Origin of the sequence: Candidatus Microbacterium phytovorans, assembly GCA_029202445.1 — a bacterium.
GTDB classification, from domain to species: domain Bacteria; phylum Actinomycetota; class Actinomycetes; order Actinomycetales; family Microbacteriaceae; genus Microbacterium; species Microbacterium phytovorans.
This window is the reverse complement of sequence record CP119321.1, coordinates 98,434-121,375: the sequence shown is the minus strand read 5'-3', so window position 1 is coordinate 121,375 and position 22,942 is coordinate 98,434. Positions and strand designations below refer to the sequence as shown.

Sequence of the window (22,942 nt, the reverse complement as noted above, 5' to 3'; positions counted from 1 at the left end):
CGCCGTGTCAACCCTCGACAGCGCTACAGTGGGGGGCGTGTCGGCGAAGGGACCGCGACCGCGGCGAGCAACCGTCCACGACGTAGCCGTCGTGGCGGGCGTCTCCCGCGGCACCATCAGCCGCTACGTCAACGGCGACCCCTATGTCTCCGCGTCCGCGCGCGAGGCGATCGAGGCCGCGATCGCAGAGGTCGGCTACGTACCCAACACAGCGGCGCGCCATCTGGTCATGCAGCGCACCGAGTCGATCGCCTTCATCGTCCACGAGCCGCACTCGCTGTTCGTCGACGACCCGAACATCGGCGGCATCCTCCTCGGAGCCAACGCCGCGCTCTCCGACGCCGACCACCAGATGGCGGTGCTCATCGTCGACTCGGAGCGCGACACCGACCGCGTCGCGCGCTACCTCTCGGGGGGCGCCGTCGACGGGGCCATCATCGTCTCGGCCCGCGCCAACGACCCCGTCGGTCGCGTCGTGGAGCGCCTGCGTCTGCCGGCCGCCTTCGTCGGGCATCCGCCGGGAGCCACCTCTGCGGCCTTCGTCGTCATCGACAACCGCGGGTCGGCGCGCATGATCACCGAACGACTGCTCGAGACCGGGCGGCGACGGGTCGGCATGATCGCTGCGGCCCTCGACCGAGACTCCGGGTCGGAACGCCTCGCCGGTTTCCGCGATGCGCTCGGCGACCGGTTCGACCCCGATCTGGTCGAACCCGTCCCGCTCTACTCGTACTCCTCCGGACGCCAGGCGATGACCGCGCTCTTGAGCCGCCATCCCGACATCGACGGCGTGTTCGCGGCATCCGACGCGGTCGCGGCGGGCGCCGTCGAGGCCCTCCGCGCCGCCGGCAGGGTCGTTCCGACCGACGTCGGCGTCGTCGGCTTCGACGACAGTGCGTGGGCCAGCCGCACGCTGCCGCCCCTGTCGACGGTGCGACAGCCGGCCGAGGAGCTCGGACGCACCGCCGCCGCGCTCGTGCTCGGTCAGCTGCGCGGCGAGAGCGCACCCAGCGAGATCCTGCTGGAGTGCGAGGTCATCTGGCGCGAGTCGGCGTGACCGGCTCGGCGGGGCGGGCCTCGTCCGCCGCCGCCGCGCGCAGCCGCCGCCGGTAGGCCGCGGGCGACTGACCGCACAGGCGCCCGAACCGCTCGTAGAACTGGCTCTGCGAGCGGAAGCCCGCCGCGACGCCGACGTCGGGGACGGACAGGTCGGTCGACAGCAGCAGCGCCTGGGCGTGGGCGACGCGGCACTGGGCGAGGTACTCCCCCATCGTGATGCCTGCCGCCCGGCGGAACAGCGCCATGGCGTACTGGGGGTGGAGGTGGACATGGGAGGCCACGTTGGCCACCGTGAGGTCGTCGGCGGAGTGCGCGGAGAGAAAGGCGATCATGGCGCCGGCATGGCTGGAACGATCGCCCCGCGACCGCTCGGTGGACGGGATGCCGTCGACCGACGCGACGACAGCACCTTCCGGCGCGCGCGACGAGATCACCGCGGTGGCCCATCGCAGCACGACGGCCTCGATCTCCAGCAGAGCGATCCGCCGGGGCAGCGCCTCGAGGTCGCTGTCCGCGCGCAGCTCCTCGCGCCACTGCGCGAAGCGTTCCGCCACAGCGCCTCCCCCGTCTGCGGCCGGCAGCGACAGGACCTCCCCCTGTACCAGCCGCTCGACGACCTCCTGCGGCATGCCCCACGCGAGCGCCCGCGAGAGCGGAATCGTCATCCACGCCTGCCATCCCTCACGCGGTGCGGGGAGGAGCCGGTGGGGCCTTGCGGCCCAGAACAGCGAGATGGACCCCGCGGGCATGATGACCGGCCGCCCGTCGACGAGGTACTCGAGGTCGACGTCGGCGAGATTCACCTCGATGTCGTCGTGGCGGTGAGCGCGCGCCATCGGCTGCAGGTCACCGCGCCAGCAGTCCACACCGAAGGTGGCCCGGTCGACATCGTGAACACTCATGATCCCGGAATTCTTGCACGCAGGAGCGGAAGAAATGCGGAATCCCCGTCTCTACCGTGGATGCCATGACGCTCATCGACATCCCGGCCTCCGTCCCCGCACCGCCCGCACGGAGCTACCACCTCACCCCCGACCAGGTCGCGCAATTCGACCGAGACGGGTATCTCGTACTCAAGAACCGCATCCCCGCCGATCTCCTGCAACGCCTCCAGGACGCTGCGGACGTGTGGATCCGTGAAGGACGCGACATCGGCATCGACGATCCGGCGCGCGCGGACTACCAGTTCGCTCAGCGCGGCGGCGCCTCCCGCCTCTTCCGCATCGACTACCTCCACGGCAAGGACCAGCCGGCATCCCTCGAACTACTCGGCAGCCCGGCCGTCCTCGGTATCGCCGAGAGCCTCGCCGGGGTCGACGCCGTGCCCACCTACGAGTCGCTCGTCTTCAAGGATGCCGGCGACGGCGCACCGATCGACTGGCACCAGGATGCCGTGCACCCGCGGACGCGGCGGATCTTCAACGTCGACGTCTACCTCGACGCGTCGCGCGTCGGCGAGGGCGCCCTGCGGGTCGCGCCCGGCTCGCATCGTGCCCCGGTGGACGTGTGTCAGCTGCAGGAGGAGTACGGCTGGGATGCGCCGGGCGTCGTGCAGGTCGAGCTCGACCCGGGCGACGTCCTGGTCCACGACGTCATGATCGTCCACGGCAGCGAGGCCGTGCAGGGCAACCGCCTGCGCCGGACGATCTACTACGAGTTCCGTTCGGCGGAGCAGATCCTCGCCGAAGGTCCGTGGGATGCCGAATGGATCGACCGCCGACTGCGCCTCCTGCCCGTCGCGCTCCGCGAGCACGCGCGCCGCAATCCCGAGGCCGAGGCGTTCGCGTGGAACGTCCCGGCATCCCTCGCTCCGCAGGTGACCGGCGACGACGAGACGGAGCTGCGGATCGCGCACGGCGTGCACTCGCCGGGCTCGTACTGCAGCGCCGGAAGCGTGCCGTTCTCGGGATGAGGGCGCGTCACGGAATGAAACCGGCCCGCGCGCGTTGACTAGACTCGGAAGCACGATGTGCTCCGGGGTCGGTGAGAATCCGAACCGGCGGTGAGAGTCCGCGAGCCCCCGTTCCGGCGGGGGTTGATCCGGTGGAATTCCGGAACCGACGGTGATGCGACAAGGCGAAAGCCCTGCGCTAGTCCGGATGGGAGGAAGCACATCACGACGCGACGCATGCGCGCATCGTGATGGCGTCGACTGCACCCCGGAGTCCGAACGAAGGACACAGGGATGAGCGCCACCGACACCGAGATCGCCGCGATGCGGCGCGCCCTCGCGCTGGCGACCCACGGACCGCGCGGGATCAATCCGCAGGTCGGCGCCGTCATTCTCTCCCCCGCCGGCGACGTGCTGGCGGAAGGGTGGCATCGCGGCGCGGGCACGGCGCACGCCGAGGTCGACGCGCTGTCGAAGCTGGCACCCGGCGCCGCGCGCGGCGCGACGGCCGTCGTCACCCTCGAGCCCTGCAACCACACCGGCCGCACCGGTCCGTGCGCCGTGGCCCTCATCGAGGCGGGCGTGGCGCGCGTCGTCTACGCGGTCGCCGACCCGGGCGAACGATCCTCCGGCGGCGGCGAGCGCCTGCGCGCTGCCGGGGTCGACGTCGAGTCGGGGCTCCTCGTCGACGAGGGGACGGCGCTGCTCGACTCGTGGCTCACCGTGCAGCGCCTCGGCCGTCCGCACGTGACGGTGAAGTGGGCGCAGTCCCTCGACGGACGCGCGGCGGCGGCCGACGGCACGAGCCAGTGGATCACGGGCCCCGACGCACGGGCCGACGTGCATCGCCGGCGCGCCGACGCGGATGCCATCGTCGTCGGCACCGGCACGCTCTTGGCGGACGACCCGGCTCTGACCGCCCGGCGCCCTGACGGGTCGCTCTACGACGCGCAGCCGAGGCCGGTCGTCATCGGAACGCGCGCCGTTCCGCAGGAGGCCGCCGTGCGCCGGCATCCGAAGCCCTTCATCCAGGACGAGGGCGAAGACCTCCCCGACCTGCTCGACCGCTTGCGCGAGCTCGGCATCCACCGCGTCTTCGTCGAGGGCGGGCCCACCCTCGCCAGTTCGTTTCTCCGCGCGGGCCTCGCCGACGAGGTGCTCGCGTACGTCGGCCCGACGCTCCTCGGCGGCGACCACCTGGCTGTCCGCGACGTCGGCGTCACCACGATCGACCAGCAGCAGCGACTCGACGTGGCATCCGTCGAGCATCTCGGCGACGACCTGCTGATCGTCGCCCACCCCCGCCCCCGCTCCGAGGAGGAGACCCCCTGATGTTCACCGGAATCATCGAAGAGCGCGGCACCGTGACCGCCATCGAGGCGTCGGGCGACGGTGTGCGACTCACCGTGCGCGCACCCCTCGCCGTGTCCGACGCGCAGCGCGGCGACTCGATCTCCGTCAGCGGGGTCTGCCTCACCGTCACCGAGCAGGGCGAGGACTGGTTCACCGCCGACGTCATGAAGCAGACCCTCGACATGTCGTCGCTGGGCGGTTTCGGCGTCGGCACCGAGGTCAACCTCGAGCGCGCCCTCGCCGCGCACACCCGCCTGGGCGGTCACATCGTGCAGGGACACGTCGACGGCACGGGCGACGTGATCGAGGTGCGCCCCGGCGCGCAGTGGCGCGTCATCCGCATCGGCCTGCCCGCCGACCTCGCCCCGCTCGTCGTCGACAAGGGCTCCATCTCCGTGCAGGGCGTGTCCCTCACCGTGTCGGCAGCGAGCGCTCCGGATGCCGGCAGCCACTGGTTCGAGATCTCGCTCATCCCCGAGACACTCGAGAAGACGACCCTCGGCGCACTCGCCCCGGGCGACCGGGTGAACCTCGAGACCGACATCCTGGCGCGCCACGTGCAGCGCCTCCTCGCGTTTTCCACCGCACCCACCGCACTGACCACCGCACCGATCGAAGGAGGCTCCCGATGAGCCTTGCCACCATCCCCGAAGCCCTCGACGCCCTGCGCGCGGGCAAGCCCGTCATCGTCGCCGACGATGAGAACCGCGAGAACGAGGGCGACATCATCCTGTCGGCCGAGCTCGCCACGCCCGAGTGGCTCGCGTGGACCATCCGCTGGTCCAGCGGCTTCCTCTGCGCCCCCATGCCCGCCGACTGGGCCGACCGGCTCGACCTGCCGCCGATGGTGGCGGTCAACGAGGACAGCCGGGGCACCGCGTACACGGTCAGCGTCGACGCCGCCGACCGCGTCTCGACCGGTATCAGCGCCGCCGACCGGTCGCACACCCTCAACGTGCTGGCCGACCCGACGTCGACGCCGTCGTCGGTGATCCGCCCGGGCCACGTCCTGCCGCTGCGCGCCGTCGACGGCGGCGTGCGCGAACGCGCCGGCCACACCGAGGCGGCCGTCGAGCTGATGAAGCTCGCGGGCCTCCAGCCCGTCGGGGCGATCGGCGAGGTCGTCGCGGAGGACGGCAGCATGATGCGCCTGCCCGGCCTCCTCGAGCTCGGCGAGCGCGAGGGCGTGCCGGTCATCACGATCGAGCAGCTCATCGCCCACCTCGACGGCACGAGCGAGGGTCACGCCCCCGCCGACCGTGGTGCGCGGCGGCGCGTGAGCCTGCGCGCAGAGGCGAAGGTACCGACCTCGCACGGGTCCTTCCGCTTCCTCGCATACAAGGACCGCATCACCGGCACCGACCACATCGCGGTCGTCTCCGGTGACCTGTCCGAAGACGCCGCGCTCGTCCGCGTGCACTCCGAGTGTCTCACGGGTGAGGCGTTCGGCTCGCTGAAGTGCGAGTGCGGGCCGCAGTTGGATGCCGCACTCGACGCGATCGAGCAGGACGGCGGCGTCGTCATCTACATGCGCGGGCACGAGGGTCGCGGCATCGGCCTCATCAACAAGCTGCGCGCGTACAGCCTGCAGGAGCGCGGCCTCGACACTGTCGACGCCAACCTCGCCCTGGGTCTCCCCGCCGACGCGCGCGACTACGCCGCCGCCGCCGGCATCCTCGCCGACCTCGGCATCGAGCGGGTGCGCCTGCTGACGAACAACACCGACAAGGTCAACCAGCTGCGCGGACTGGGGCTCGACATCGTCGAGCAGGTCCCGCTGCTGGTGGGTGTCGGCCCGAACAATCATCAGTACCTCGCCACGAAGGCCGAGCGGATGGGGCACATCATCGACGGCGCCGAACTCGACAGCGCCCTGACCGCGTCGGCGCAGCTCGCCGGCGCGAAGGAGGACCACGCATGAGCGGACACGGTGCACCTAAGGTCGACCGCGTCGACGGCACGGGACTGCGTGTCGTCGTGATCGCCGGGAGCTGGCACGACGTCATCACCGACGGACTGATCGCGGGAGCGGAGCGCGTGCTCGACGCCGCCGGCGCATCGTGGCGACTCGTCCGCGTGCCGGGCTCGTTCGAGCTCCCGGTCGCGAGCAAGGTCGCGTTGGATGCCGGGGCCGATGCGGTCGTCGCGCTCGGGGTGATCATCCGCGGCGGCACGCCCCACTTCGAGTACGTGTCGTCGGCCGCCACCGACGGGCTCACGCGGGTCGCCATCGAGACCGGCAAGCCGGTCGGCTTCGGCGTCCTGACGTTGGACGACGAGCAGCAGGGTCTCGATCGCGCGGGTCTTCCCGACTCGAAGGAGGACAAGGGCGCGGAGGCGGCCGACGCCGCGCTGCGCACCGCTCTCCTCCTGCGAGAACTCCGCGGCGCCTGACCCCGCGACCGGCACTCAGCCGGCGGGAACGGTCTCCCACCCGCGGACCTCGTGGAACACGGCCGCCTTCGGGTAGCGACCCGCGGGAGGGGCGACCTCGAAGAGGTCGAGCATCAGGAAGAGCGGATACGACGGCGCCTGCGCGATGGCCCGCACTACGACACCTTCGCAGCCGATGACCGTCTGACCCCCGCCCCAGATCACCGTCCAGGTGTGCCGCCTGCTCGCGTCGACGGGCACGCTCACCGGCGCCATGTCGGTCACGAGCCGCTCGTCGCCGTGCGCTTTGACGCCGGCGCGCGCCTGCGTCGTGGGACCGATCGCCTCCGCATCGATCTCGAAGACGCAGATCTCACCCGCCTCGGTCGGGCCGCGATGCTCGGTGCCCACCAGCCACGCGGCGGTCATGCACCCGAGGTCGCGGCTGGCCGAGACCACGATGTCGATGCGTCCTGCCGCCGGTGCGAAGAGGAGGCGGGCGCCGACGGGCGTGCGCACCGAGAGGCCGTCCGGTCGATGCCGATGCGTGCCGACCGCGGAACCGAGCGGCCCCGAGAAGGCACCCGTCTGCAGGTTCGACACCCGCAGCGGCGCGTCTTCGGTGCGCCAGTCGGGCTGGTCTTCCTCGATGCGCAGCTCGACACCGCGGGGTACGACGCGCAGACGCGCCGCCGACCGTTCGGGGGTGGTCCACTGCGGGAGATAGTGCGGTACCCACCGCTCGGCCGAGATGCCGCCCGAGAAGTCGTCCGCGAGGTCGGGGGTGCGGTCGGGCGGGTCGGGGAGGCGGTCACCGGGCGCGAGCATGACCCCAGTGTGCCGGTAGCGGCGGACATCGCCTGCTGCGTCCGCGGAGACGGTCACCTTCAGTTAGACTGAGGCTATGGAGATCCTGCGTCACGCCGTCGTCCTCGTCCACCTCGTCGGATTCGCCGTGCTGTTCGGCGCCTGGGTCGTCGAGGCCTTCGGTCAGCACCGCATCACTCGCCTCCAGCACTGGGGCCTCGCCATCGCGGGCGTCGCGGGCCTGGCGCTCGCGGCACCGTGGGGCATCGAGTACGACCTCAACTACGCCAAGATCGGCACCAAGCTCGTCGTGCTGCTCGTCATCGGCGCTCTCCTCGGCATCGGCGCGGGACGTCAGCGCAAGTCCGGGAGCGTGCCGCCTGCCGTGTTCTGGGGTATCGGCATCCTCACATTCCTCAACGCCGCCCTTGCGGTGCTCTGGCGCTGACCGCCCGTTCGCAAGGCACCACCGCCCGTCGCGTCCCGCGGCGGGCGGTTCGTCGTGCGGCGGCCCGCCCCTGCGGTGGGCGAAGGTAGGCTTGTTCGTCGTCCGCAGGTGAACCATCACCGGACGTCTCCCCCCCCGCGACGCCGCGCCCCGCGCACCATCCCCGCGCACCGCGCGACCCCGCCCGGTCTGTCCCACGAGGACCACGAACGTCTCCGCAGCGCTGCTTCCCCGCGCCTCTCCTCAGCGCGTCTCTCCAGCGCCTCTCCCCAGGGCTTTCATGTCACACTCCGCTCCCGCGCTCGCACCCGCCAACCCCCGCTCGCGTGTCATCACTGCGAGCCTCATCGGCACGACGATCGAGTTCTACGACTTCTACGTCTACGCGACGGCCGCCGTCCTCGTCTTCCCGATCCTCTTCTTCCCCACCGGCAACGACACCACCGCGCTGCTCCTGTCGTTCAGCGTCTTCGGTGCAGCGATGGTCGCCCGCCCCGTCGGGGCCGTCGTCTTCGGTCACTTCGGCGACCGGTTCGGCCGCAAGGCGACGCTCGTGGCATCCCTCCTGACGATGGGGATCGCGACCTTCCTCATCGGCTTCCTCCCCACGTTCGACCAGATCGGCGTGTGGGCTGCGGTGCTCCTCCTCATCCTGCGGCTGTTCCAGGGCTTCGCACTCGGCGGTGAGTGGTCGGGGGCGGCGCTGGTGGCCACCGAGAACGCGCCGAAGGGCAAGCGCGCCTGGTACGGCACGTTCCCGCAGCTGGGTGCCCCCATCGGGTTCATCATCGCGAACACCGTCTTCCTGCTCATCAACTTCGCCCTCCCCCACCCCGACGGCCCGGCCGTGCGCTCCGAGGCGTTCCTGGAGTGGGGATGGCGCGTGCCGTTCCTCTTCTCGGCGGTGATGGTCATCGTCGGGCTCTGGGTGCGCCTCAAGCTCGTCGAGTCGGAGACGTTCGCCCGCGCGGAGAAGAGCGGTGCGATCCGTCGCTTCCCGCTCGGCGACGTGCTGCGGCGCCACTGGTGGCAGCTCATCCTCGGCACGTTCATCATGCTCGCGACCTACGTGCTCTTCTACCTGATGACGAGCTTCACCCTCGCCTACGGCACGAAGGCGACCACCGAAGGCGCGCAAGCCGCCGCGGATGCCGCCGGCCAGCCGTTCGATGCGACGACCTACGTGGCGGGTCTCGGGTTCGGCTACACCGACTTCGTCATCATGCAGATCATCGGCGTCGTCTTCTTCGGTGTCTTCACCCTGCTGTCCGGGCCGGTCGCCGACAGTATCGGACGGCGTCGCCTGCTCCTGTGGATCACCGCGGGGATCGGGGTCTTCGGGCTGCTCTTCAGCGTCTTCCTGATGCCGCAGCTCGATCCGAAGTTCAGCGGCGCCCTCGTGCAGGCCTTCCTCATCTTCGGGTTCATGCTCATGGGCGCAACCTTCGGGCCGATGGGCGCGCTCCTGCCGGAGCTGTTCCCCACGAACGTCCGCTACACCGGCTCGGCGATCTCGTACAACGTCTCCTCGATCCTCGGTGCCGCGCTCGCGCCGATCGTCGCGACCGCGCTGTGGGCGGCGGCGGGCGGCTCACCGTGGCTGGTCGGCATCTACCTGTCGGGCTCGGCCGTGCTGACCTTCATCGCCCTGTGGCTCTCGAAGGAGACGAAGGACATCGAGTACGAGTCGAACATCGGCGCGCTCTGACGTCATGACGTCGGGGCGGGACGCGAGGCCCCGCGGCATCCGTCATTCCCGTCGCTCGTGTCGCACCGGAAGGATGCGCGCGGGCACGGGCGCCGCGGCGGGGAACGTGCAGCGGAACTCACCCTCGTATCCGAACAGGAACCCGAAGAGCCGGTTGCGCACCTCGAGCCGGATGCGGAAGACCTCCGCCTCGTCGTCGTAGCTCTCGCGCAGTTCGGCGCGACCGCTGAAGAGCAGGGGGAACCGGAACGCGAGGGGCCTTTCGCGGAACCGCTGCGCGCCCGACCGCAGGAGGAGACTGCCGTCGGGCTCGGCCGTCAGCTCGAGGTCGACCGCGAGGTGCTGATGACTGCCGAGGTAGTCGACGATCGTCCCGCTCGCGCTGAGGATCATGGTGGCGTCGAAGCGGCGCGGGGCGCGCGGCATCCGGAACTCGCGGACGAAGGTCACCGTCTCGCGCCCGAACGGGTCGAGGTAGGGGTAGTTGTCGATCCTGAACGGGACGTCGTCGGCGACTTCGGGCACGAGGATGCTGCGGAAGCGGCCGAGCTGGAGGAACGGCACCGTCCACCAGGGGCCGCGTCGGATGCGGTGCATCGTGCCGCGCCCGACGCACGCATAGCCGGCGGCGAGGCCCACCCCGAACCGGCGCTGGAGCATGGGGTGCAGCCGAGCGAAGTCCTCGCCCATCGCGCGCTCGAACATCGAGGTCGTCCCGAGAGCCGGAAGAGGAGCGGATGCCGCGGCGTGGCGCGAGCCGGTGGGCGGGGGCTCGCGTGTCGCGGCAGTCACGGGCGCGCCAACTGTCGCAGCGCGGCGGGCGCGTCGGCCATCGGGCGGCGCGGGGCTCGGCGGTCACATCGTCCCGCGCGCGGTCTGTCGCGACGCCAGCACGCCAGCACGGAGCGCAGCGGCCACCGCTCGGGCGGGGTGCCCGTCTCGGCCCAGATGCGGAGCCGGTCGAAGCTCCACGCCGTCAGCCACCCGATCAGCGGCCGCACGAGCATGTCGGCGACACGCCCCCAGTTCGGCGCGTAGTCGTACCCCGTGGTGAAGACCACCTCGTCGCCGTCCACCTCGTAGCGCCAGTAGCCGCGGCCGTCGCCCAGCGGCGAGCGCCGGTCGTCGGCATCGAAGCGGAGCACCGAAGTTCGCGTGCCGCCGCCCGACTCCCGTTCTCCGACCGTCGTGCCGTTCCCGGAGATCACGAACGGTCCGACCCGGCGTGCGTAGCGGAACCGGATGCCGTCACCCTCCAGCGCACCGACCGGCGTGATCCGACTGAATCGGGCATCCCACCGCGCGTGCTGTCCGGGTTCCTGCGTCAGGTGCCACACACGATCCAGCGACGCGCGGATGCGGATCCGGACATAGACGGGGCGGTGAGCGCGGGCACGGCCGCGTTCCGCGGTGCGCGTCACCACAGCGAACCGAGCAGTCCGGGACCCCACAGCACCGCGATCAGAATCGACGGCACGGTGAGCATGATCGTGCCCCACACCGTCATCGCGCGGAGAAACCTGACACCTCGCTGCTCGACGTGGAACATGCACAGCGATGACAGCGCTGCGGCCGCCGCGATGATCAGCAGCGAGACCGCAGGGAACCCGACCGTCACGGAGACGACGGGGAACAGCAGGACGAGCCCGTACGCTGCGCCTCCCTGCCCCCCGAACATCCCCGGCAGCGCGACGACGGCCGACACGACCACGAGCGACGTGTTGAGGATCGTGAGCACCCGGAACCATCTCTCGCTCCACAAGCCGACGCGGGGGGAGGCGATCTCCGGCGAGGCGGGAACCGCGGGGGCCGCCGGCGTCGCGTCGAGTGGGGTCACCGGGTGGCGGCGGTCTGCGGGGCCGGCGGTCATGCCTGCACCTCGGCGATCAGGTCGAGCAGCTCGCGCAGCGGCTTGCGAAGCACGCGCAGTCGCACGAGGGGCAGCGAGAGCTTCAGCAGCCGCAGACCGCGGTCGAGCAGGCGGCGGGTGCGTTCGCGATCCGGGGAGGTGTCGTACACCCAGAAGAGCGCGAGCAGCAGGTGGCCGAGCAGGAGCGCCGACGGCAAGCCGTGGTCGAATTCCGGCGGAAGCCGGTCGGCGGCACCGGACACGGCGTCGCGGAAGAGTGCGACGACGATGTCGCGGGATTCGGTCGATTCGCCCGACAGCGGGTTGATCGAGGAGCGCGGCGACACCGCGGCGGAGAGAAACTCCGGGGCGAACCGGTGGTACGGCTCCAGTTGCGCGAGGCCGGTGCGGTAGACGATCCCGAGCCGTTCGACCAGGTCGGTGGTCGCTTCGAGCTGCGGCAGGGCCGCGTCGAGGTGGGCCTGCTGCACATCGAGGTACAGCTCCTGCACGAGGTCGTTCTTCGACGCGAAGTGGTAGTTCGTGGTGCCCACCGAGACACCGGCCTCCTCCGCGATGAGCCGGATCGTCGTGTGGTCGTATCCGCGCTCTCGGAACGAACGCAGGGCGACGTCGCGGATGACGGCACGGGTGCGCTCGCTCTTCGGGATGGTGCTGACAGGGGAACTGGACATGTTCAGAACCTATCCCAGTTTCTGAACATGTTCAATAACGGAGAAACACGTCTCCTCCGCCCCGGCTCACGCGCGGGACGTCAGTCGAGGAACAGCGCCCGCAGTCGCTTCGTCGTGAAGACGAGGCCCACCGCGATCATCACCGCGTAGTAGAGGACGTGCCACAGCATCCCCGCACTGAGGATGCCGGTCGTGAGTCCTCGGATGAGCTCGACGCCGTGCCACAGCGGCAACGCCATGACGATCTGCTGGACCCATTCCGGGTACACCGAGATCGGATAGAACGTGGCCGAGAAGAGGAACATCGGCAGCAGCACGAAGTTGATCCAGTCCATGTGCTGGAAGGTCTTCATGTAGCTCGTGATCGCCATGCCGACGCTCGCGAACCCGAAGGCGATGAGGAGCACCGCGGGGATCGCCAGGATCGCGGTCGGCGCCAGGTTCAACCCCAGGATCTGCATGATGATGAGGAACCCCGAGGCGTACAGGAGCCCGCGCAGCAACGCGTAGAGGATCTCGCCGAGCGCCACATCGAGCGGCCCGAGCGAGGTCGACAGCATCCCCTCGTAGAGCTTGCCGTAGTTGAGCTTGAAGAAGACGTTCCACGTGGAGTCGTAGATCGCGCCGTTCATGGCCGAGACGGCCAGCAGCGCGGGAGCGATGAACGCCGCGTAGCTGACCTGCAGCCCCTGCGAGGTCTCGACGTCGCCGACGAGTTGGCCGAGTCCGATCCCCATCGACGCGAGGTAGAACACGGGCTCGAAGAACCCCGACAGCACGACGACCCAGCTCGACGACCGCGCCGCGATGAGGCCGCGCTGCACGACGGCGCCGGGATTGCCGGCCCACAGGGCCCTCACGCCGCCGCGGCGGACGTCGGGTGAGGCGACGGCGGTCATTTGGCGAGCCTCTCGATGAAGACGCGACGGCCCCACAGATAGCCGGCGACGGTGAGGACGACGAGGTAGACGATGTGGACGACGATCATCGCGGCGGAGATGTCGGCGCCGTAGGTGGCGACGCGGCCGAGTTCGGCACCGTGCCACACGGGCGACACCCAGCCGATCCACTGCAGCCAGACCGGCAGCGTCTCGAGCGGATAGAACGTGCCCGAGAACAGGAACATCGGCATGAAGAGGAACCGCTGCACGAGGGCGAACTGCCCCTTGTCGTCTTCGATCGAGCCCGCATAGGCCATGAGCGGCACGCCGAAGGCGAGACCTGCGGCGACACCGGCGACGATCGACAGCCACCCGGTCTCGGGGTGGGGCACGGCGCCGAAGATCCAGATGAAGAGGTAGTACGCGGCGACCGCGACGAACATGCGGGCCGTCGCCCCCGCGATGACGCCGTTCGCGATCTGAGGGCTCGACAGCGACGACGCGTTGAAGCCGTAGAAGTAGCGTCGCCACTTGAAGCCGGCCATGACGGGATACGTCATCTCCTCGGATGCCACGGCGATCGCCGCCGTGATCAGCAGCGCCGGCGCGACGAACACGAGGTAGCCGACCTCGTCGCCGTGGCTGCGCACCGGCACCTGGATGAGGGCGGCCAGTCCGACGGCGAGACCCAGCAGGTACATGATGGGCTGCCCCAGCGCGCCGACGATGATCGTCCAGCCGTACGCGCGCATGGCGCGGACCATGTGCTCGGTGACGTACCAGCTGCCGTAGCGGCGCGGCTTGCGGCCCCACTCGAGCGCCTCCGCGCGGAGCTCGTCGAGCGTGGGATGGGTGGTGGTGCTCATTCGATCAGCGACCGTCCCGTGAGGCGCAGGAAGACGTCTTCCAGGCTCGAGCGACGCACGAGACTCGTGATCGGGTGGAGCCCGGCGGTCGTGACGCGCTCCAGGGCGGCCTCACCGTCGTGCGCGTAGATGAGGATGCGGTCGGGCAGCACTTCGACGCGGTCGCCGATGCCCTGCAGCTGCGTCGCGACCTGCTCGTTGCGGTCGGAGCCGAAGCGCACCTCGAGCACCTCCCTGCTGGAGTGCTCGCGGATGAGGGATGCCGGTGTGCCCTCGGCCATGATGCGCCCCTTGTCCACGACGATCAGCCGGTCGCACAGCTGCTCGGCCTCGTCCATGTAGTGCGTCGTGAGCACGAGGGTCGTGCCCCGTTCCTTCAAGCGGAAGAGGCGATCCCACAGCACGTGGCGGGCCTGGGGGTCGAGTCCGGTCGTCGGCTCGTCCAGCAGGAGGATGCGCGGGTCGTTGATGAGCCCCCGGGCGATCGTCAGTCGACGCTTCATGCCACCCGAGAGCTGGTCGACCTTGTTCTTGGCCTTGTCCTCGAGCTGCGCGAAGGCGAGCAGCTCGTCGGCCTTCTCGTGGCAGACCTTGCCCGGAAGCCCGAAGTAGCGTCCGTAGATGTAGAGGTTCTCGCGCGCGTTGAGTTCGCCGTCGAGGTTGTCCTGCTGCGGGACGACCCCCAGACGCGACCGGATCTCAGGACCATACCGGTCGGGGTCGAGTCCGAGGATCTCGAGTTCGCCCGCCGTGCGGGTCGACACGGCGCCGATCATCTTCATCGTCGTCGACTTGCCCGCACCGTTGGGGCCGAGGAGTCCGAACGATTCGCCCGGGGCGACCTCGAAGCTGAGACCGTCGACGGCGACGAAATCGGGCTTGCCCTTCACCTTGTAGGACTTCACGAGGTTCTGCGCGGAGATGACTGCTTCTGGCACCGGACCACACTATCCCGCAGCTCCGACACCCTCCGCGCAGGGGCCCGGTGCCCACCCACAGGAACAAGGAGGAAGATGGGAGCAGGGCAGCGTCGCCCCGGCACACCCGAAACTCCCTCCGAGGACGCACCTCCATGTCAACACCCGCGCGCGGCCTCCGCCGCCCGTCGAAGGACGACGGCCCCCGGGCTAGCCTCCGCCAACTCCTCCCCTTCCTGCTCGAGCACACCCGCGTGCTCGTCTTCGTCGGCCTGCTCAGCATCGTGGGCGCGGTGGTGACCCTCGCCCAGCCCCTCCTGGTGGGACAGGTGATCGAGCGGGTGCAATCCGGGGAGGCCCTCGGCATCCTGGTCTGGGTCATCGTGGGACTCGTCGTGGTCGCCTCCCTCGTCGCGGGCTACCAGCACTACCTGCTGCAGCGCACCGGCACCGCCGTCGTCTACTCGAGCCGCCGCCAGTTGATCGCCCGCATCCTGCGGCTCCCGATCGCAGAGTTCGATGCCCGCCGCACGGGCGACCTCGTCTCCCGGGTGGGCACCGACACGACCCTCCTGTACGCGGTCCTGACGCAAGGACTCGCGGATGCCGTAGGCAACGCGCTCATCTTCCTCGGCGCGATCGTGGCGATGGCGTTCATCGACCCGATCCTCCTGGTGGCCATCGTCGCGGTGCTCGGTGCCGCGATCACCGCGGTCGTCGTGCTGAGCGGCCGCATCCGCACCGCCACGCGGCAGCAGCAGGAGAAGGTGGGCGAGCTGGCCTCGGGCGTGGAGCGGGCGGTCGGATCGATCCGCACCATCCGCGCCGCCGGCGCGACGAGCCGCGAGGCCGACGAGGTCACGGCCCGCGCCACCGAGGTCTACGGCGTGGGCGTGCGCATCGCGAAGGTGTCGGCGCTCGTCGTGCCCGTCGCCGGCATCGCGCTGCAGGCCTCGCTCCTCGTCGTCCTGGGGTTCGGCGGCTTCCGGGTGGCCGACGGGTCGATCACGATCGCCCAGCTCGTCACGTTCGTGATGTTCCTCTTCCTTCTCATCGGACCCCTGGGCACCCTCTTCGGGGCGATCACGTCGGTCAATCAGGCGCTCGGCGCACTCGGTCGCATCCAGGAAGTGCTCGATCTGCCGCTGGAGACCGACGGCGACGAGCGCGTCGCGCGCGCCATCTCCGTCGACACGGGCCTCGTCGGTACCGCGACGGGGGTGGATGCCGTCCCCGCGATCGAGTTCCGCGAGGTGCACTTCGCCTACCCGGCGGCAGTCGTGGCGGCGCGCCGGTCGGCCGAGACGGCCGCCCGCGCCGCGCTCTCCGACGCCCGCGTCGACCCGGCGTCGGTGGAGGTGGCGCCCGCAGGCGACGGCGAGGTGCTGCGGGGTGTGTCGTTCGCCGTCCCGCGCGGTTCGCGCGTCGCACTCGTCGGCCCCTCGGGCGCGGGGAAGTCCACGACCCTCGCGCTCATCGAGCGGTTCTACGACCCGACCGCCGGAGCGATCCTGCTCGACGGCGTGGACGTCCGCGGCATCGACCGCGACCGTCTGCGCGCACAGCTCGGATACGTCGAACAGGATGCGCCGACCCTCGCGGGAACGATCGCCGACAACCTGCGCCTGGGCGCACCGTCGGCGACCGACGCCGAGTGCGAGGCAGTGCTGCGCGCCGTCAATCTTGGCGGGGTGCTCGAACGCGACCCGCTGGGTCTCGACGCACCCGTCGGGGAGGCGGGCGTCATGCTCTCCGGCGGCGAGCGCCAGCGTCTCGCGATCGCCCGCGCACTGCTGGCCGCTCCCCCGATCTTGCTCCTGGACGAATCCACCTCGTCGCTGGACGGACTGAACGAGCAGCGGATGCGAGAGGCGATCGATGCCGTGGCCACGGGCCGCACGCTCGTCGTCATCGCTCACCGCCTGTCCACGGTCGTCGACAGCGATCTCATCGTCGTCCTCGACGGCGGCAGCGTCGTCGGACAGGGTACGCACGCGGAGCTCGTGGCATCCGTCCCGCTCTACCGCGACCTGGCCGCCCACCAGCTCCTCACCTGATCCGAGGGCTCGAGCCCGCCCCCGGACGCACGAACGCGGGGACGCGCGAACGCGGCGCACCCCCAGGGGGATGCGCCGCGTCCGGACGGATCACTTGCCGTCGAGGGCGTCCTTGGCGTCCTTCGCCGCGTCCTTGACGTCGGCGGCGGCACCCTTGGCGTGCGCCTTCACCTGGTCGGCCTTGCCCTCGGCAACGAGCTTGTCGTTGTCGGTCAGGTTGCCGACCGCTTCCTTCGCCTTGCCGGCGAGGTTCTCGGCGGTGTTCTTGATGTCGTCTGCGAGGCCCATGAGGCGCTCCTTTCGTTGTCGTTCTCTGGTTGATCCCACCCGGCGGGGTGGGAGGTCGGAGGGGGTCAGTCGACCCTGCGGTCGTGGGCGAGCACGGTGCGCACGCCCGTCGTGAGGTGCGCGACGACGGGAAGGGCCTCGCCCATGGCCCGATCGAGGTCCGCGAGTGCGGCGCGGACATCCGCAGCCGCCTGCACGACATCGGCTCGCGGACGCAGCTGGAGGCGCAGCAGGAGCACCCGCTCACCCCGGCGCCGGTGGGTCGAGGCGTGGACGCCCACGATGTCGGGCGCGGCCCGGAGCGCGTCGCGCACGAGGTCTTCGACCACCCCGGTCGTGATGTGGAGCCCCGGCTGCTCCACGGCGTGACGGGTACGACCGCGACCGCGGCGGGCGACCCACACGAGCGCCAGCAGGATGACGATCGCCAACACGGCGGCGACGATCCAGGCGGCGACGACGGGAGCCAGTCCCGCGGATGCCGCGGCGTTCCGGATGCCGTCGGCGAGAGCCCACGGCGTGCCACCGGCCAGGGGCCACGCCGCCACGAGGGCGACGGCGAGACCGACGACACCGAGGACGGTCAGCACCGCGCGGTTGCCGAAGCGGCTGGCTGCGTTCATGACAGCACCCCGCCTTCAGCCACCCGCACCCGCACGCGCGGGACGGGCACAGGCCCGAGAGCCGCCACGGCATCCGCTGCCCGGCGCTCGACGGCGGCGGCGTCGACGGGGAATCCCGACGACGGCACGACCTCGATGGCGGCCTGGCGGCGGGAGACGCGGGTGCCCACCTGCGACGGCGAGACAGCGGCCGTGCCGGCCGCGTCGCGCGACAGGGCTCCCGCAAGCACACCGTCGTCGACGACGATCGGCGCGCGGTCGTCCCAGACGATCCGGCGTCCGGTGCGTCCGGGCGACAGCGCACCCCACAGGCACACGAGGCCGAAGACCGCACCGGCGGCTCCCGCGAGAAGGCCCGCGGTCGACCCGGATGCCAGCACCTCGAGCATCGTGAGCGGGCTGGCGACGAAGGCCGGCAGACCCAGCGCGAAGCGCACCGCTTCGACCGCGATCCACGCGGCCGCGGCGGAGGCCACGACGACGGCCACGGCTGCCCACACGCTGCGCGAGCGCCGCAGCAGGCGACGTGCCGAACGCGTTGCGGTGATGGTCATGTCGTTCTCCTTCCGGTGTCGATCGAACGGTGGATGCCGAGGGTCACGTCGGCCACGGTGGCTCCCGTGAGGTCGTGGAGGCGCTGCGCCGTCTCGCGGCGTGCCCGCTCGGCACGGGCGAGGATGGGCTCGTCTCCGCGGCTGATCGCCGAGGAGATCTCCGCGTGGAGCCGACCCCGGTCGTCACGCACTTTCGCGGAGGCGTCGCCCCGGCCGACGCCGAGGGCATCGGCCGCCGCTGCCGCCGCGATCCGCTCGTACGCCCGGGCCGCGATGACGACCCGGCCGCCGATGATCGGGCTCGCCACGATCAGCCCACTCGCCGGCCGCGCGCCGCGTCCACGGCGGCGCGGAGGTCGACCGAGCCCGAGAGGACGGCGCCGACGAGGGCGCCGACGGCGGCGAGGGCGGCGACGAGGACCATGCCCCAGAACCCGAAGGCGAGGGCGGCGAACGCCAGGACGGCGCCCGCCACCGCTCCCCAGACCGCGGTCGTCACTGGACCCGCTCCTCGGGCTGGTCGTCACCGGGGATGTGCACGTCGACGACGGTGACGTTGATCTCGGCGACCTCCATGCCGGCGAGCTGCGTGATGGCGTCCGCGACGGCGGCGCGCACGTCGGAGGCGACGCGCTGCAGCTGCTCGGGGTACTCGGCGACGATCGTGATGTCGGCAGCGACCTGGGTCTCGCCGACCTCCACGCTCACGCCCTGACCGAGGTCCTTCGCGCCGACGGCCTCGCGCAGGCTGCCGATCACACGCGCGGCGCCACCGCCGAGAGCGTGCACGCCGGGCACGGAGGATGCCGCGATGCCGGCGATCTTCGCGATGACCGGGTCGACGATGACGGTCTTGCCGCCACCGGAGGTGACGACGGTACCGGCGGTGGGCGTCGAGTCGGTGGAGACGGCGCCACGGGGGGTGGAGTTGGTGGTAGCCATGGTTCTTGCCTTTCTGTCGGCCCCGGTCTGGGGCGTTCATGGGTTAGACGTATCGGGCAGCCCGAACGTCACGGTCGACTTCCTGGCAGTTCGCTGAGCGCCTCCATCCCCTGAGCGCCTCCGCCCCTTCGTGCCCATCGCACTAGTTCGCTGGGCGGCCGCGCGCAAGGGGGCGACGCATACTCGCTCCGGGACGGCGCCGTGTGGCAGGGTCGAGGTCAGCGGCTCCGGTGCCGCGTCACGAGGGGGAACGTGGAGCGTCTGCTTTCGGTGGAGGACGGCATCCTCGCCCAGCGCGCCGCCGACGGCGACGAGCGGGCGTTCGCCGTGCTGGTGCGTCGTCACGGCCCCTACCTCGTGGCATTCGCGACGCGGCTGCTCGGCTCCCGCGCCGACGCCGACGACTGCGTGCAGGAAGCGCTGATCGTGGCCTGGCGCCGACTTCCCGAGCTCACCGACCCGGATCGGGTGCGCGCGTGGTTCTCGACGATCGTGGCGCGCAAGGCGACCGACCGCATGCGCGCGCGTCGCCCGGCCGTGCCGATCGAGGATGCCGACCCCGTCGCGGTCGGGCCGAGCCCCGACGAGGCGGCGCTCACGACCTCGCAGCTCGACACGCTGCGGAAGGTCCTCGACGAGCTGCCGCCGGAGCAGCGGACCGCCTGGCTCCTCCGGGAGGTCAGCGGGTACAGCTACGACGAGATCGCCCGCGAGCTGGGGATCTCGGCGACCGCGGTGCGCGGACGGCTCTCACGGGCGCGTGCCACCGTGTGGGAACGAATGCAGGAGTGGAGGTGACGGAGATGGCGACCGACAGTATCGGCGAGTCGGGCTACACGCTCGAAGAACTCGGGGCGTATCACGACCGCGGCAGGCAGCCCGCGATCCCCGCGATCGACGGAGACGCGCAGTGCCGGGCCGTTCTGGACTCGATGGACCGGCTCGGAGCGCTCTCGCGCACCTTGGTGGAGGCCGACGCGGAGATCGAGCTCGAGGAGTCCTGGTTCGAGCAGATCATCGGCGAGGTGGCTCGCGAGTCGCGCGCCGGTCGCGATCTGCCGCTCGCCTCCGACGGCGACATCACGGTCGTCGTGACGGAGGGCGCCCTGCGCGGATTGATCCGGGATGCCGGTGACGGCGTCGACGGCATCCTCGTGGAACGTGTCGACGTCGATGTGAACGATGCGGTCGTGGACGTCGCGCTCACGATCAGCGCGCTGCACGGCACCCCGCTTCCCGAGGTCGCCGGTCGGGTACGGGATGCCGTGCGCTCCGCGATCGCATCGAGCGCGTCCTGGCAGGCGGGCACGATCGACGTCACGATCGACTCCCTGCGCACCCGGGAGGGCGAGCGATGAGCGCCGACACCGCCGAGCTCGCCGCGCGCATCGACGCGGCCGTCCGCGACGTCCCGGGCGTATCCGAGCTGTACTTCGCCGCCCCGCTGCCCGCCCGTCTCTGGCGTGTCGCCGTCGATCGGGCCGAGACGTTCTCGACCTTGTCCGCCGGCGACGAAGGGTACGAGGCGACCGTCAGCATCGGCGTGGCGCACGACCGGGCCGACGCGGTCGCCCACGTCGTCGCGGCGCGGGTGCGCGACGTGCTCGGCGACCCCGCCGCCCGCGTGACGGTGAGGGTGAGCCGGATCAGCCCTGCCGAGCGAGCTTGAGGCGGTAGCGGAGGGCGGACAGCTCGGCGTAGAGCGCGGCGGGCACCTTGCCGCCGAAGGTCGAGAAGAACTCCTCCGTGAGGTCGGCCTCCTGGAGCCACAGCGCCGGGTCGACGTCGAAGAGCTCGTCGAGGTCGGCGTCGGTCACGTCGATCCCGTCGACATCGAGGTCCTCGATGATCGGCAGGCGGCCGATGGGGCTCTCCTGGGCACCCACCGAACCGTCGATGCGACGCACGATCCACTCGATGACGCGGGAGTTGTCACCGAACCCGGGCCAGAGGAACCGGCCGTCGGCGCCCTTGCGGAACCAGTTCACCTGGAAGATCCGCGGAGCACGGTCGAACCGCAGCGCCTGACCGACCTGCAGCCAGTGGCCGAAGTAGTCCGCCATGTTGTAGCCGCAGAACGGCAGCATCGCGAAGGGATCGCGGCGCAGCTCGCCGACGGTGCCCTCGGCGGCAGCAGTGCGCTCCGACGAGACGTTCGCGCCGAGGAAGACGCCGTGCGTCCAGTCGGTCGCCTCCAGCACGAGCGGCACGTTCGTCGCGCGGCGGCCGCCGAAGAGGATGGCGTCGATGGGCACGCCCTCCGCGGCATCCCAGTCCGACGCGATCTGCGGGCACTGGCCCGCGCTCACGGTGAAGCGGGAGTTGGGGTGGGCGGCCGGACGACCGGATGCCGGGGTCCACGGCTTGCCCTCCCAGTCGGTGAGCTCGGCGGGCACCTCGTCGGTGAGGCCCTCCCACCACACGTCGCCGTCGGGGCGGAGCGCGACGTTCGTGAAGATCGTGTTGCCCCACAGCGTCTCGACGGCGGTCACGTTCGTCGATGCGCCGGTTCCGGGCGCGACGCCGAAGAAGCCCGCCTCCGGGTTGATCGCCCAGAGCCGTCCGTCCTCACCGGGACGCAGCCACGCGATGTCGTCACCGAGCGTCTCGACGCGCCAGCCGGGGATGGTCGGCCGCAGCATCGCGAGGTTCGTCTTGCCGCACGCCGACGGGAAGGCCGCCGCCAGGTGGTAGGCGCGACCCTCCGGGCTGATGACGCGGATGAGGAGCATGTGCTCGGCGAGCCAGCCCTCGTCGCGCCCGATCACCGAGGCGATGCGCAGCGCGAAGCACTTCTTGGCCAGGATCGCGTTGCCGCCGTACCCCGATCCGAACGACCACACCTCGAGCGTCTCGGGGAAGTGGACGATGTACTTCTCGTCGTTGCAGGGCCACGCGGCATCCTGCTCCCCCGGAGCGAGCGGGGCGCCCACCGAGTGCACGGTCTTGACCCACGGCTTGCCCGCCGCGATCTGCTCGAGCACCGCCGTGCCGACGCGCGTCATGATGCCGATGGAGGTGACGGCGTAGGCCGAGTCGGTGACCTGCACGCCGATGTGGGAGAGCGGCCCGCCGACCGCGCCCATCGAGAAGGGCACGACGTACATCGTGCGACCGCGCATGGAGCCCGCGAACAGGGGCGTGATCGTGGCGCGGATCTCGTCGGGGGCGACCCAGTTGTTCGTGGGGCCGGCGTCCTCCTCGCGCTCGGAGGCGATGAAGGTGCGGCCCTCGGTGCGGGCGACGTCGCTCGGGTGCGAGCGGGCGAGGTAGGAGCCGGGACGCCACTCGGGGTTCAGCTTGATGAGCTTCCCCTCCGCTACCTGCTGGCGCAGCAGCGCGTCGTTCTCGGCGCGCGAACCGTCGACCCAGTGGATGCGGTCGGGCTGCGTGAGCGCCGCGATCTCGTCGACCCACGCGCGCAGTTCGTCGAGGCCCTCCCCCGCGATGCGAGGAGCGTGACCGTAGGCGCGCGCCGTCTCCGCGGGCGGTGCGGCAACCGGGCGGGTGAAGATGTCGGCGAGGGCCATGTCGATCTCCTTCGATGTCGTGAGGGTTCGTTCCCTGCGTCCACTCTCGCTCGCACTTGCGCATACTTTCCGGCCAGGATGCCGTCAAGAAATTCGATTCT

28 protein-coding genes and 1 riboswitch are annotated in these 22,942 nt (G+C 70.9%); of the genes, 12 read left to right on the top strand and 16 right to left on the bottom strand.

Annotated features, from left to right (window positions below; translation table 11 throughout):
• The first annotated feature begins 37 nt into the window (after window positions 1–37).
• Complete coding sequence (locus P0Y48_00565; protein ID WEK13737.1) at window positions 38–1,057, top strand: LacI family DNA-binding transcriptional regulator; 1,020 nt, start codon at window positions 38–40, stop codon at window positions 1,055–1,057.
• Here the strand turns inward: P0Y48_00565 and P0Y48_00560 are convergent.
• Window positions 1,035–1,961 carry a helix-turn-helix domain-containing protein gene (locus P0Y48_00560; protein WEK13736.1) on the bottom strand — a complete coding sequence of 309 codons (927 nt, stop codon included), beginning with the start codon at window positions 1,959–1,961 and terminating at the stop codon, window positions 1,035–1,037. The two genes, P0Y48_00565 and P0Y48_00560, sit on opposite strands and share 23 nt — an antisense overlap.
• Before the next feature lie 65 nt (window positions 1,962–2,026).
• Between P0Y48_00560 and P0Y48_00555 the strand changes: the two genes are divergently transcribed.
• The 5 genes from P0Y48_00555 (at window position 2,027) to ribH (ending at window position 6,697) form a co-directional block, all read left to right on the top strand.
• A complete protein-coding gene (locus tag P0Y48_00555; protein ID WEK13735.1) occupies window positions 2,027–2,971 on the top strand; it encodes a phytanoyl-CoA dioxygenase family protein in 945 nt (314 codons plus the stop codon).
• A 55-nt stretch (window positions 2,972–3,026) separates the two neighbouring features.
• Window positions 3,027–3,174: riboswitch (FMN riboswitch) on the top strand.
• A 70-nt stretch (window positions 3,175–3,244) separates the two neighbouring features.
• Window positions 3,245–4,282, top strand: a complete 1,038-nt coding sequence (gene ribD, locus P0Y48_00550) for a bifunctional diaminohydroxyphosphoribosylaminopyrimidine deaminase/5-amino-6-(5-phosphoribosylamino)uracil reductase RibD (GenBank protein WEK13734.1) — start codon at window positions 3,245–3,247, stop codon at window positions 4,280–4,282.
• On the top strand, window positions 4,282–4,935 hold the full coding sequence (locus tag P0Y48_00545) for a riboflavin synthase (protein WEK13733.1): 654 nt from the start codon (window positions 4,282–4,284) through the stop codon (window positions 4,933–4,935). Before ribD ends, P0Y48_00545 begins: the two co-directional genes overlap by 1 nt.
• The gene (gene ribA, locus P0Y48_00540; protein ID WEK13732.1) at window positions 4,932–6,224 is read left to right on the top strand and encodes a GTP cyclohydrolase II; all 1,293 of its coding nucleotides are present in this window, start codon (window positions 4,932–4,934) and stop codon (window positions 6,222–6,224) included. The genes P0Y48_00545 and ribA overlap by 4 nt, the downstream gene beginning before the upstream one ends.
• Window positions 6,221–6,697, top strand: a complete 477-nt coding sequence (gene ribH, locus P0Y48_00535; protein ID WEK13731.1) for a 6,7-dimethyl-8-ribityllumazine synthase — start codon at window positions 6,221–6,223, stop codon at window positions 6,695–6,697. The genes ribA and ribH overlap by 4 nt, the downstream gene beginning before the upstream one ends.
• Window positions 6,698–6,712: 15 nt before the next feature.
• On the opposite strand, the gene P0Y48_00530 is transcribed toward ribH, so the two are convergent.
• Window positions 6,713–7,504: a hypothetical protein gene (locus P0Y48_00530; GenBank protein WEK13730.1), complete on the bottom strand. Its 792-nt coding sequence runs from the start codon at window positions 7,502–7,504 to the stop codon at window positions 6,713–6,715.
• Window positions 7,505–7,580: 76 nt separating this feature from the next.
• Here P0Y48_00530 and P0Y48_00525 point away from each other — a divergent pair, with 76 nt between their 5' ends.
• Entirely contained in the window at window positions 7,581–7,931 is a 351-nt protein-coding gene (locus P0Y48_00525; GenBank protein WEK13729.1) for a Fe-S protein, read from the top strand.
• Window positions 7,932–8,211: 280 nt separating this feature from the next.
• On the top strand, window positions 8,212–9,639 hold the full coding sequence (locus P0Y48_00520; GenBank protein ID WEK13728.1) for an MFS transporter: 1,428 nt from the start codon (window positions 8,212–8,214) through the stop codon (window positions 9,637–9,639).
• A gap of 42 nt (window positions 9,640–9,681) precedes the next feature.
• Here P0Y48_00520 and P0Y48_00515 read toward each other — a convergent pair whose 3' ends face one another.
• From P0Y48_00515 to P0Y48_00485, 7 genes are all read right to left on the bottom strand, one after another.
• The gene (locus tag P0Y48_00515) at window positions 9,682–10,431 is read right to left on the bottom strand and encodes a DUF4166 domain-containing protein (protein WEK13727.1); all 750 of its coding nucleotides are present in this window, start codon (window positions 10,429–10,431) and stop codon (window positions 9,682–9,684) included.
• On the bottom strand, window positions 10,428–11,060 hold the full coding sequence (locus tag P0Y48_00510) for an SRPBCC family protein (protein WEK13726.1): 633 nt from the start codon (window positions 11,058–11,060) through the stop codon (window positions 10,428–10,430). The genes P0Y48_00515 and P0Y48_00510 overlap by 4 nt, the downstream gene beginning before the upstream one ends.
• Window positions 11,057–11,509, bottom strand: a complete 453-nt coding sequence (locus tag P0Y48_00505) for a hypothetical protein (GenBank protein ID WEK13725.1) — start codon at window positions 11,507–11,509, stop codon at window positions 11,057–11,059. The genes P0Y48_00510 and P0Y48_00505 overlap by 4 nt, the downstream gene beginning before the upstream one ends.
• On the bottom strand, window positions 11,506–12,183 hold the full coding sequence (locus tag P0Y48_00500) for a TetR family transcriptional regulator (GenBank protein WEK13724.1): 678 nt from the start codon (window positions 12,181–12,183) through the stop codon (window positions 11,506–11,508). The genes P0Y48_00505 and P0Y48_00500 overlap by 4 nt, the downstream gene beginning before the upstream one ends.
• Before the next feature lie 80 nt (window positions 12,184–12,263).
• Window positions 12,264–13,082, bottom strand: a complete 819-nt coding sequence (locus P0Y48_00495) for an ABC transporter permease (protein ID WEK13723.1) — start codon at window positions 13,080–13,082, stop codon at window positions 12,264–12,266.
• A complete protein-coding gene (locus tag P0Y48_00490) occupies window positions 13,079–13,930 on the bottom strand; it encodes an ABC transporter permease (protein WEK13722.1) in 852 nt (283 codons plus the stop codon). Before P0Y48_00490 ends, P0Y48_00495 begins: the two co-directional genes overlap by 4 nt.
• Entirely contained in the window at window positions 13,927–14,868 is a 942-nt protein-coding gene (locus P0Y48_00485; protein ID WEK13721.1) for an ATP-binding cassette domain-containing protein, read from the bottom strand. The genes P0Y48_00490 and P0Y48_00485 overlap by 4 nt, the downstream gene beginning before the upstream one ends.
• A 134-nt stretch (window positions 14,869–15,002) precedes the next feature.
• On the opposite strand from P0Y48_00485, the gene P0Y48_00480 reads away from it, so the two are divergent.
• Complete coding sequence (locus P0Y48_00480) at window positions 15,003–16,904, top strand: ABC transporter ATP-binding protein (protein ID WEK13720.1); 1,902 nt, start codon at window positions 15,003–15,005, stop codon at window positions 16,902–16,904.
• 90 nt (window positions 16,905–16,994) lie between these two features.
• Here the strand turns inward: P0Y48_00480 and P0Y48_00475 are convergent, their stop codons facing one another.
• The 6 genes from P0Y48_00475 to P0Y48_00450 all read right to left on the bottom strand — a co-directional run bounded on the left by P0Y48_00475 (window position 16,995) and on the right by P0Y48_00450 (window position 19,311).
• Window positions 16,995–17,192, bottom strand: a complete 198-nt coding sequence (locus tag P0Y48_00475; protein ID WEK13719.1) for a CsbD family protein — start codon at window positions 17,190–17,192, stop codon at window positions 16,995–16,997.
• 65 nt (window positions 17,193–17,257) lie between these two features.
• Window positions 17,258–17,815: a hypothetical protein gene (locus tag P0Y48_00470; GenBank protein WEK13718.1), complete on the bottom strand. Its 558-nt coding sequence runs from the start codon at window positions 17,813–17,815 to the stop codon at window positions 17,258–17,260.
• Complete coding sequence (locus tag P0Y48_00465; protein WEK13717.1) at window positions 17,812–18,369, bottom strand: DUF6286 domain-containing protein; 558 nt, start codon at window positions 18,367–18,369, stop codon at window positions 17,812–17,814. Before P0Y48_00465 ends, P0Y48_00470 begins: the two co-directional genes overlap by 4 nt.
• The gene (locus tag P0Y48_00460) at window positions 18,366–18,677 is read right to left on the bottom strand and encodes a hypothetical protein (GenBank protein ID WEK13716.1); all 312 of its coding nucleotides are present in this window, start codon (window positions 18,675–18,677) and stop codon (window positions 18,366–18,368) included. Before P0Y48_00460 ends, P0Y48_00465 begins: the two co-directional genes overlap by 4 nt.
• Before the next feature lie 2 nt (window positions 18,678–18,679).
• The gene (locus tag P0Y48_00455) at window positions 18,680–18,868 is read right to left on the bottom strand and encodes a DUF2273 domain-containing protein (protein ID WEK13715.1); all 189 of its coding nucleotides are present in this window, start codon (window positions 18,866–18,868) and stop codon (window positions 18,680–18,682) included.
• Window positions 18,865–19,311: an Asp23/Gls24 family envelope stress response protein gene (locus P0Y48_00450; GenBank protein ID WEK13714.1), complete on the bottom strand. Its 447-nt coding sequence runs from the start codon at window positions 19,309–19,311 to the stop codon at window positions 18,865–18,867. Before P0Y48_00450 ends, P0Y48_00455 begins: the two co-directional genes overlap by 4 nt.
• A gap of 252 nt (window positions 19,312–19,563) precedes the next feature.
• Between P0Y48_00450 and P0Y48_00445 the strand changes: the two genes are divergently transcribed.
• The 3 genes from P0Y48_00445 to P0Y48_00435 are packed head-to-tail and all read left to right on the top strand — an operon-like array spanning window position 19,564 to window position 20,980.
• Entirely contained in the window at window positions 19,564–20,109 is a 546-nt protein-coding gene (locus P0Y48_00445; GenBank protein WEK13713.1) for an RNA polymerase sigma factor, read from the top strand.
• Window positions 20,110–20,114: 5 nt separating this feature from the next.
• A complete protein-coding gene (locus P0Y48_00440) occupies window positions 20,115–20,669 on the top strand; it encodes an Asp23/Gls24 family envelope stress response protein (GenBank protein WEK13712.1) in 555 nt (184 codons plus the stop codon).
• The gene (locus tag P0Y48_00435; GenBank protein WEK13711.1) at window positions 20,666–20,980 is read left to right on the top strand and encodes a hypothetical protein; all 315 of its coding nucleotides are present in this window, start codon (window positions 20,666–20,668) and stop codon (window positions 20,978–20,980) included. Before P0Y48_00440 ends, P0Y48_00435 begins: the two co-directional genes overlap by 4 nt.
• Here P0Y48_00435 and P0Y48_00430 read toward each other — a convergent pair.
• Window positions 20,958–22,841, bottom strand: a complete 1,884-nt coding sequence (locus tag P0Y48_00430) for a phosphoenolpyruvate carboxykinase (GTP) (GenBank protein WEK13710.1) — start codon at window positions 22,839–22,841, stop codon at window positions 20,958–20,960. The genes P0Y48_00435 and P0Y48_00430 overlap by 23 nt on opposite strands.
• Window positions 22,842–22,942 lie beyond the last annotated feature (101 nt).

Excerpts from the sequence above, each read along its gene's own strand:
- P0Y48_00560 (WEK13736.1), bottom strand. The coding sequence starts at position 1,961 with ATGAGTGTTCACGATGTCGACCGGGCCACCTTCGGTGTGGACTGCTGG.
- P0Y48_00555 (WEK13735.1), top strand. The coding sequence starts at position 2,027 with ATGACGCTCATCGACATCCCGGCCTCCGTCCCCGCACCGCCCGCACGG.
- ribD (WEK13734.1), top strand. The coding sequence starts at position 3,245 with ATGAGCGCCACCGACACCGAGATCGCCGCGATGCGGCGCGCCCTCGCG.
- P0Y48_00545 (WEK13733.1), top strand. The coding sequence starts at position 4,282 with ATGTTCACCGGAATCATCGAAGAGCGCGGCACCGTGACCGCCATCGAG.
- ribA (WEK13732.1), top strand. The coding sequence starts at position 4,932 with ATGAGCCTTGCCACCATCCCCGAAGCCCTCGACGCCCTGCGCGCGGGC.
- ribH (WEK13731.1), top strand. The coding sequence starts at position 6,221 with ATGAGCGGACACGGTGCACCTAAGGTCGACCGCGTCGACGGCACGGGA.
- P0Y48_00530 (WEK13730.1), bottom strand. The coding sequence starts at position 7,504 with ATGCTCGCGCCCGGTGACCGCCTCCCCGACCCGCCCGACCGCACCCCC.
- P0Y48_00525 (WEK13729.1), top strand. The coding sequence starts at position 7,581 with ATGGAGATCCTGCGTCACGCCGTCGTCCTCGTCCACCTCGTCGGATTC.
- P0Y48_00520 (WEK13728.1), top strand. The coding sequence starts at position 8,212 with ATGTCACACTCCGCTCCCGCGCTCGCACCCGCCAACCCCCGCTCGCGT.
- P0Y48_00505 (WEK13725.1), bottom strand. The coding sequence starts at position 11,509 with ATGACCGCCGGCCCCGCAGACCGCCGCCACCCGGTGACCCCACTCGAC.
- P0Y48_00500 (WEK13724.1), bottom strand. The coding sequence starts at position 12,183 with ATGTCCAGTTCCCCTGTCAGCACCATCCCGAAGAGCGAGCGCACCCGT.
- P0Y48_00495 (WEK13723.1), bottom strand. The coding sequence starts at position 13,082 with ATGACCGCCGTCGCCTCACCCGACGTCCGCCGCGGCGGCGTGAGGGCC.
- P0Y48_00490 (WEK13722.1), bottom strand. The coding sequence starts at position 13,930 with ATGAGCACCACCACCCATCCCACGCTCGACGAGCTCCGCGCGGAGGCG.
- P0Y48_00480 (WEK13720.1), top strand. The coding sequence starts at position 15,003 with ATGTCAACACCCGCGCGCGGCCTCCGCCGCCCGTCGAAGGACGACGGC.
- P0Y48_00475 (WEK13719.1), bottom strand. The coding sequence starts at position 17,192 with ATGGGCCTCGCAGACGACATCAAGAACACCGCCGAGAACCTCGCCGGC.
- P0Y48_00470 (WEK13718.1), bottom strand. The coding sequence starts at position 17,815 with ATGAACGCAGCCAGCCGCTTCGGCAACCGCGCGGTGCTGACCGTCCTC.
- P0Y48_00465 (WEK13717.1), bottom strand. The coding sequence starts at position 18,369 with ATGACCATCACCGCAACGCGTTCGGCACGTCGCCTGCTGCGGCGCTCG.
- P0Y48_00450 (WEK13714.1), bottom strand. The coding sequence starts at position 19,311 with ATGGCTACCACCAACTCCACCCCCCGTGGCGCCGTCTCCACCGACTCG.
- P0Y48_00440 (WEK13712.1), top strand. The coding sequence starts at position 20,115 with ATGGCGACCGACAGTATCGGCGAGTCGGGCTACACGCTCGAAGAACTC.
- P0Y48_00435 (WEK13711.1), top strand. The coding sequence starts at position 20,666 with ATGAGCGCCGACACCGCCGAGCTCGCCGCGCGCATCGACGCGGCCGTC.
- P0Y48_00430 (WEK13710.1), bottom strand. The coding sequence starts at position 22,841 with ATGGCCCTCGCCGACATCTTCACCCGCCCGGTTGCCGCACCGCCCGCG.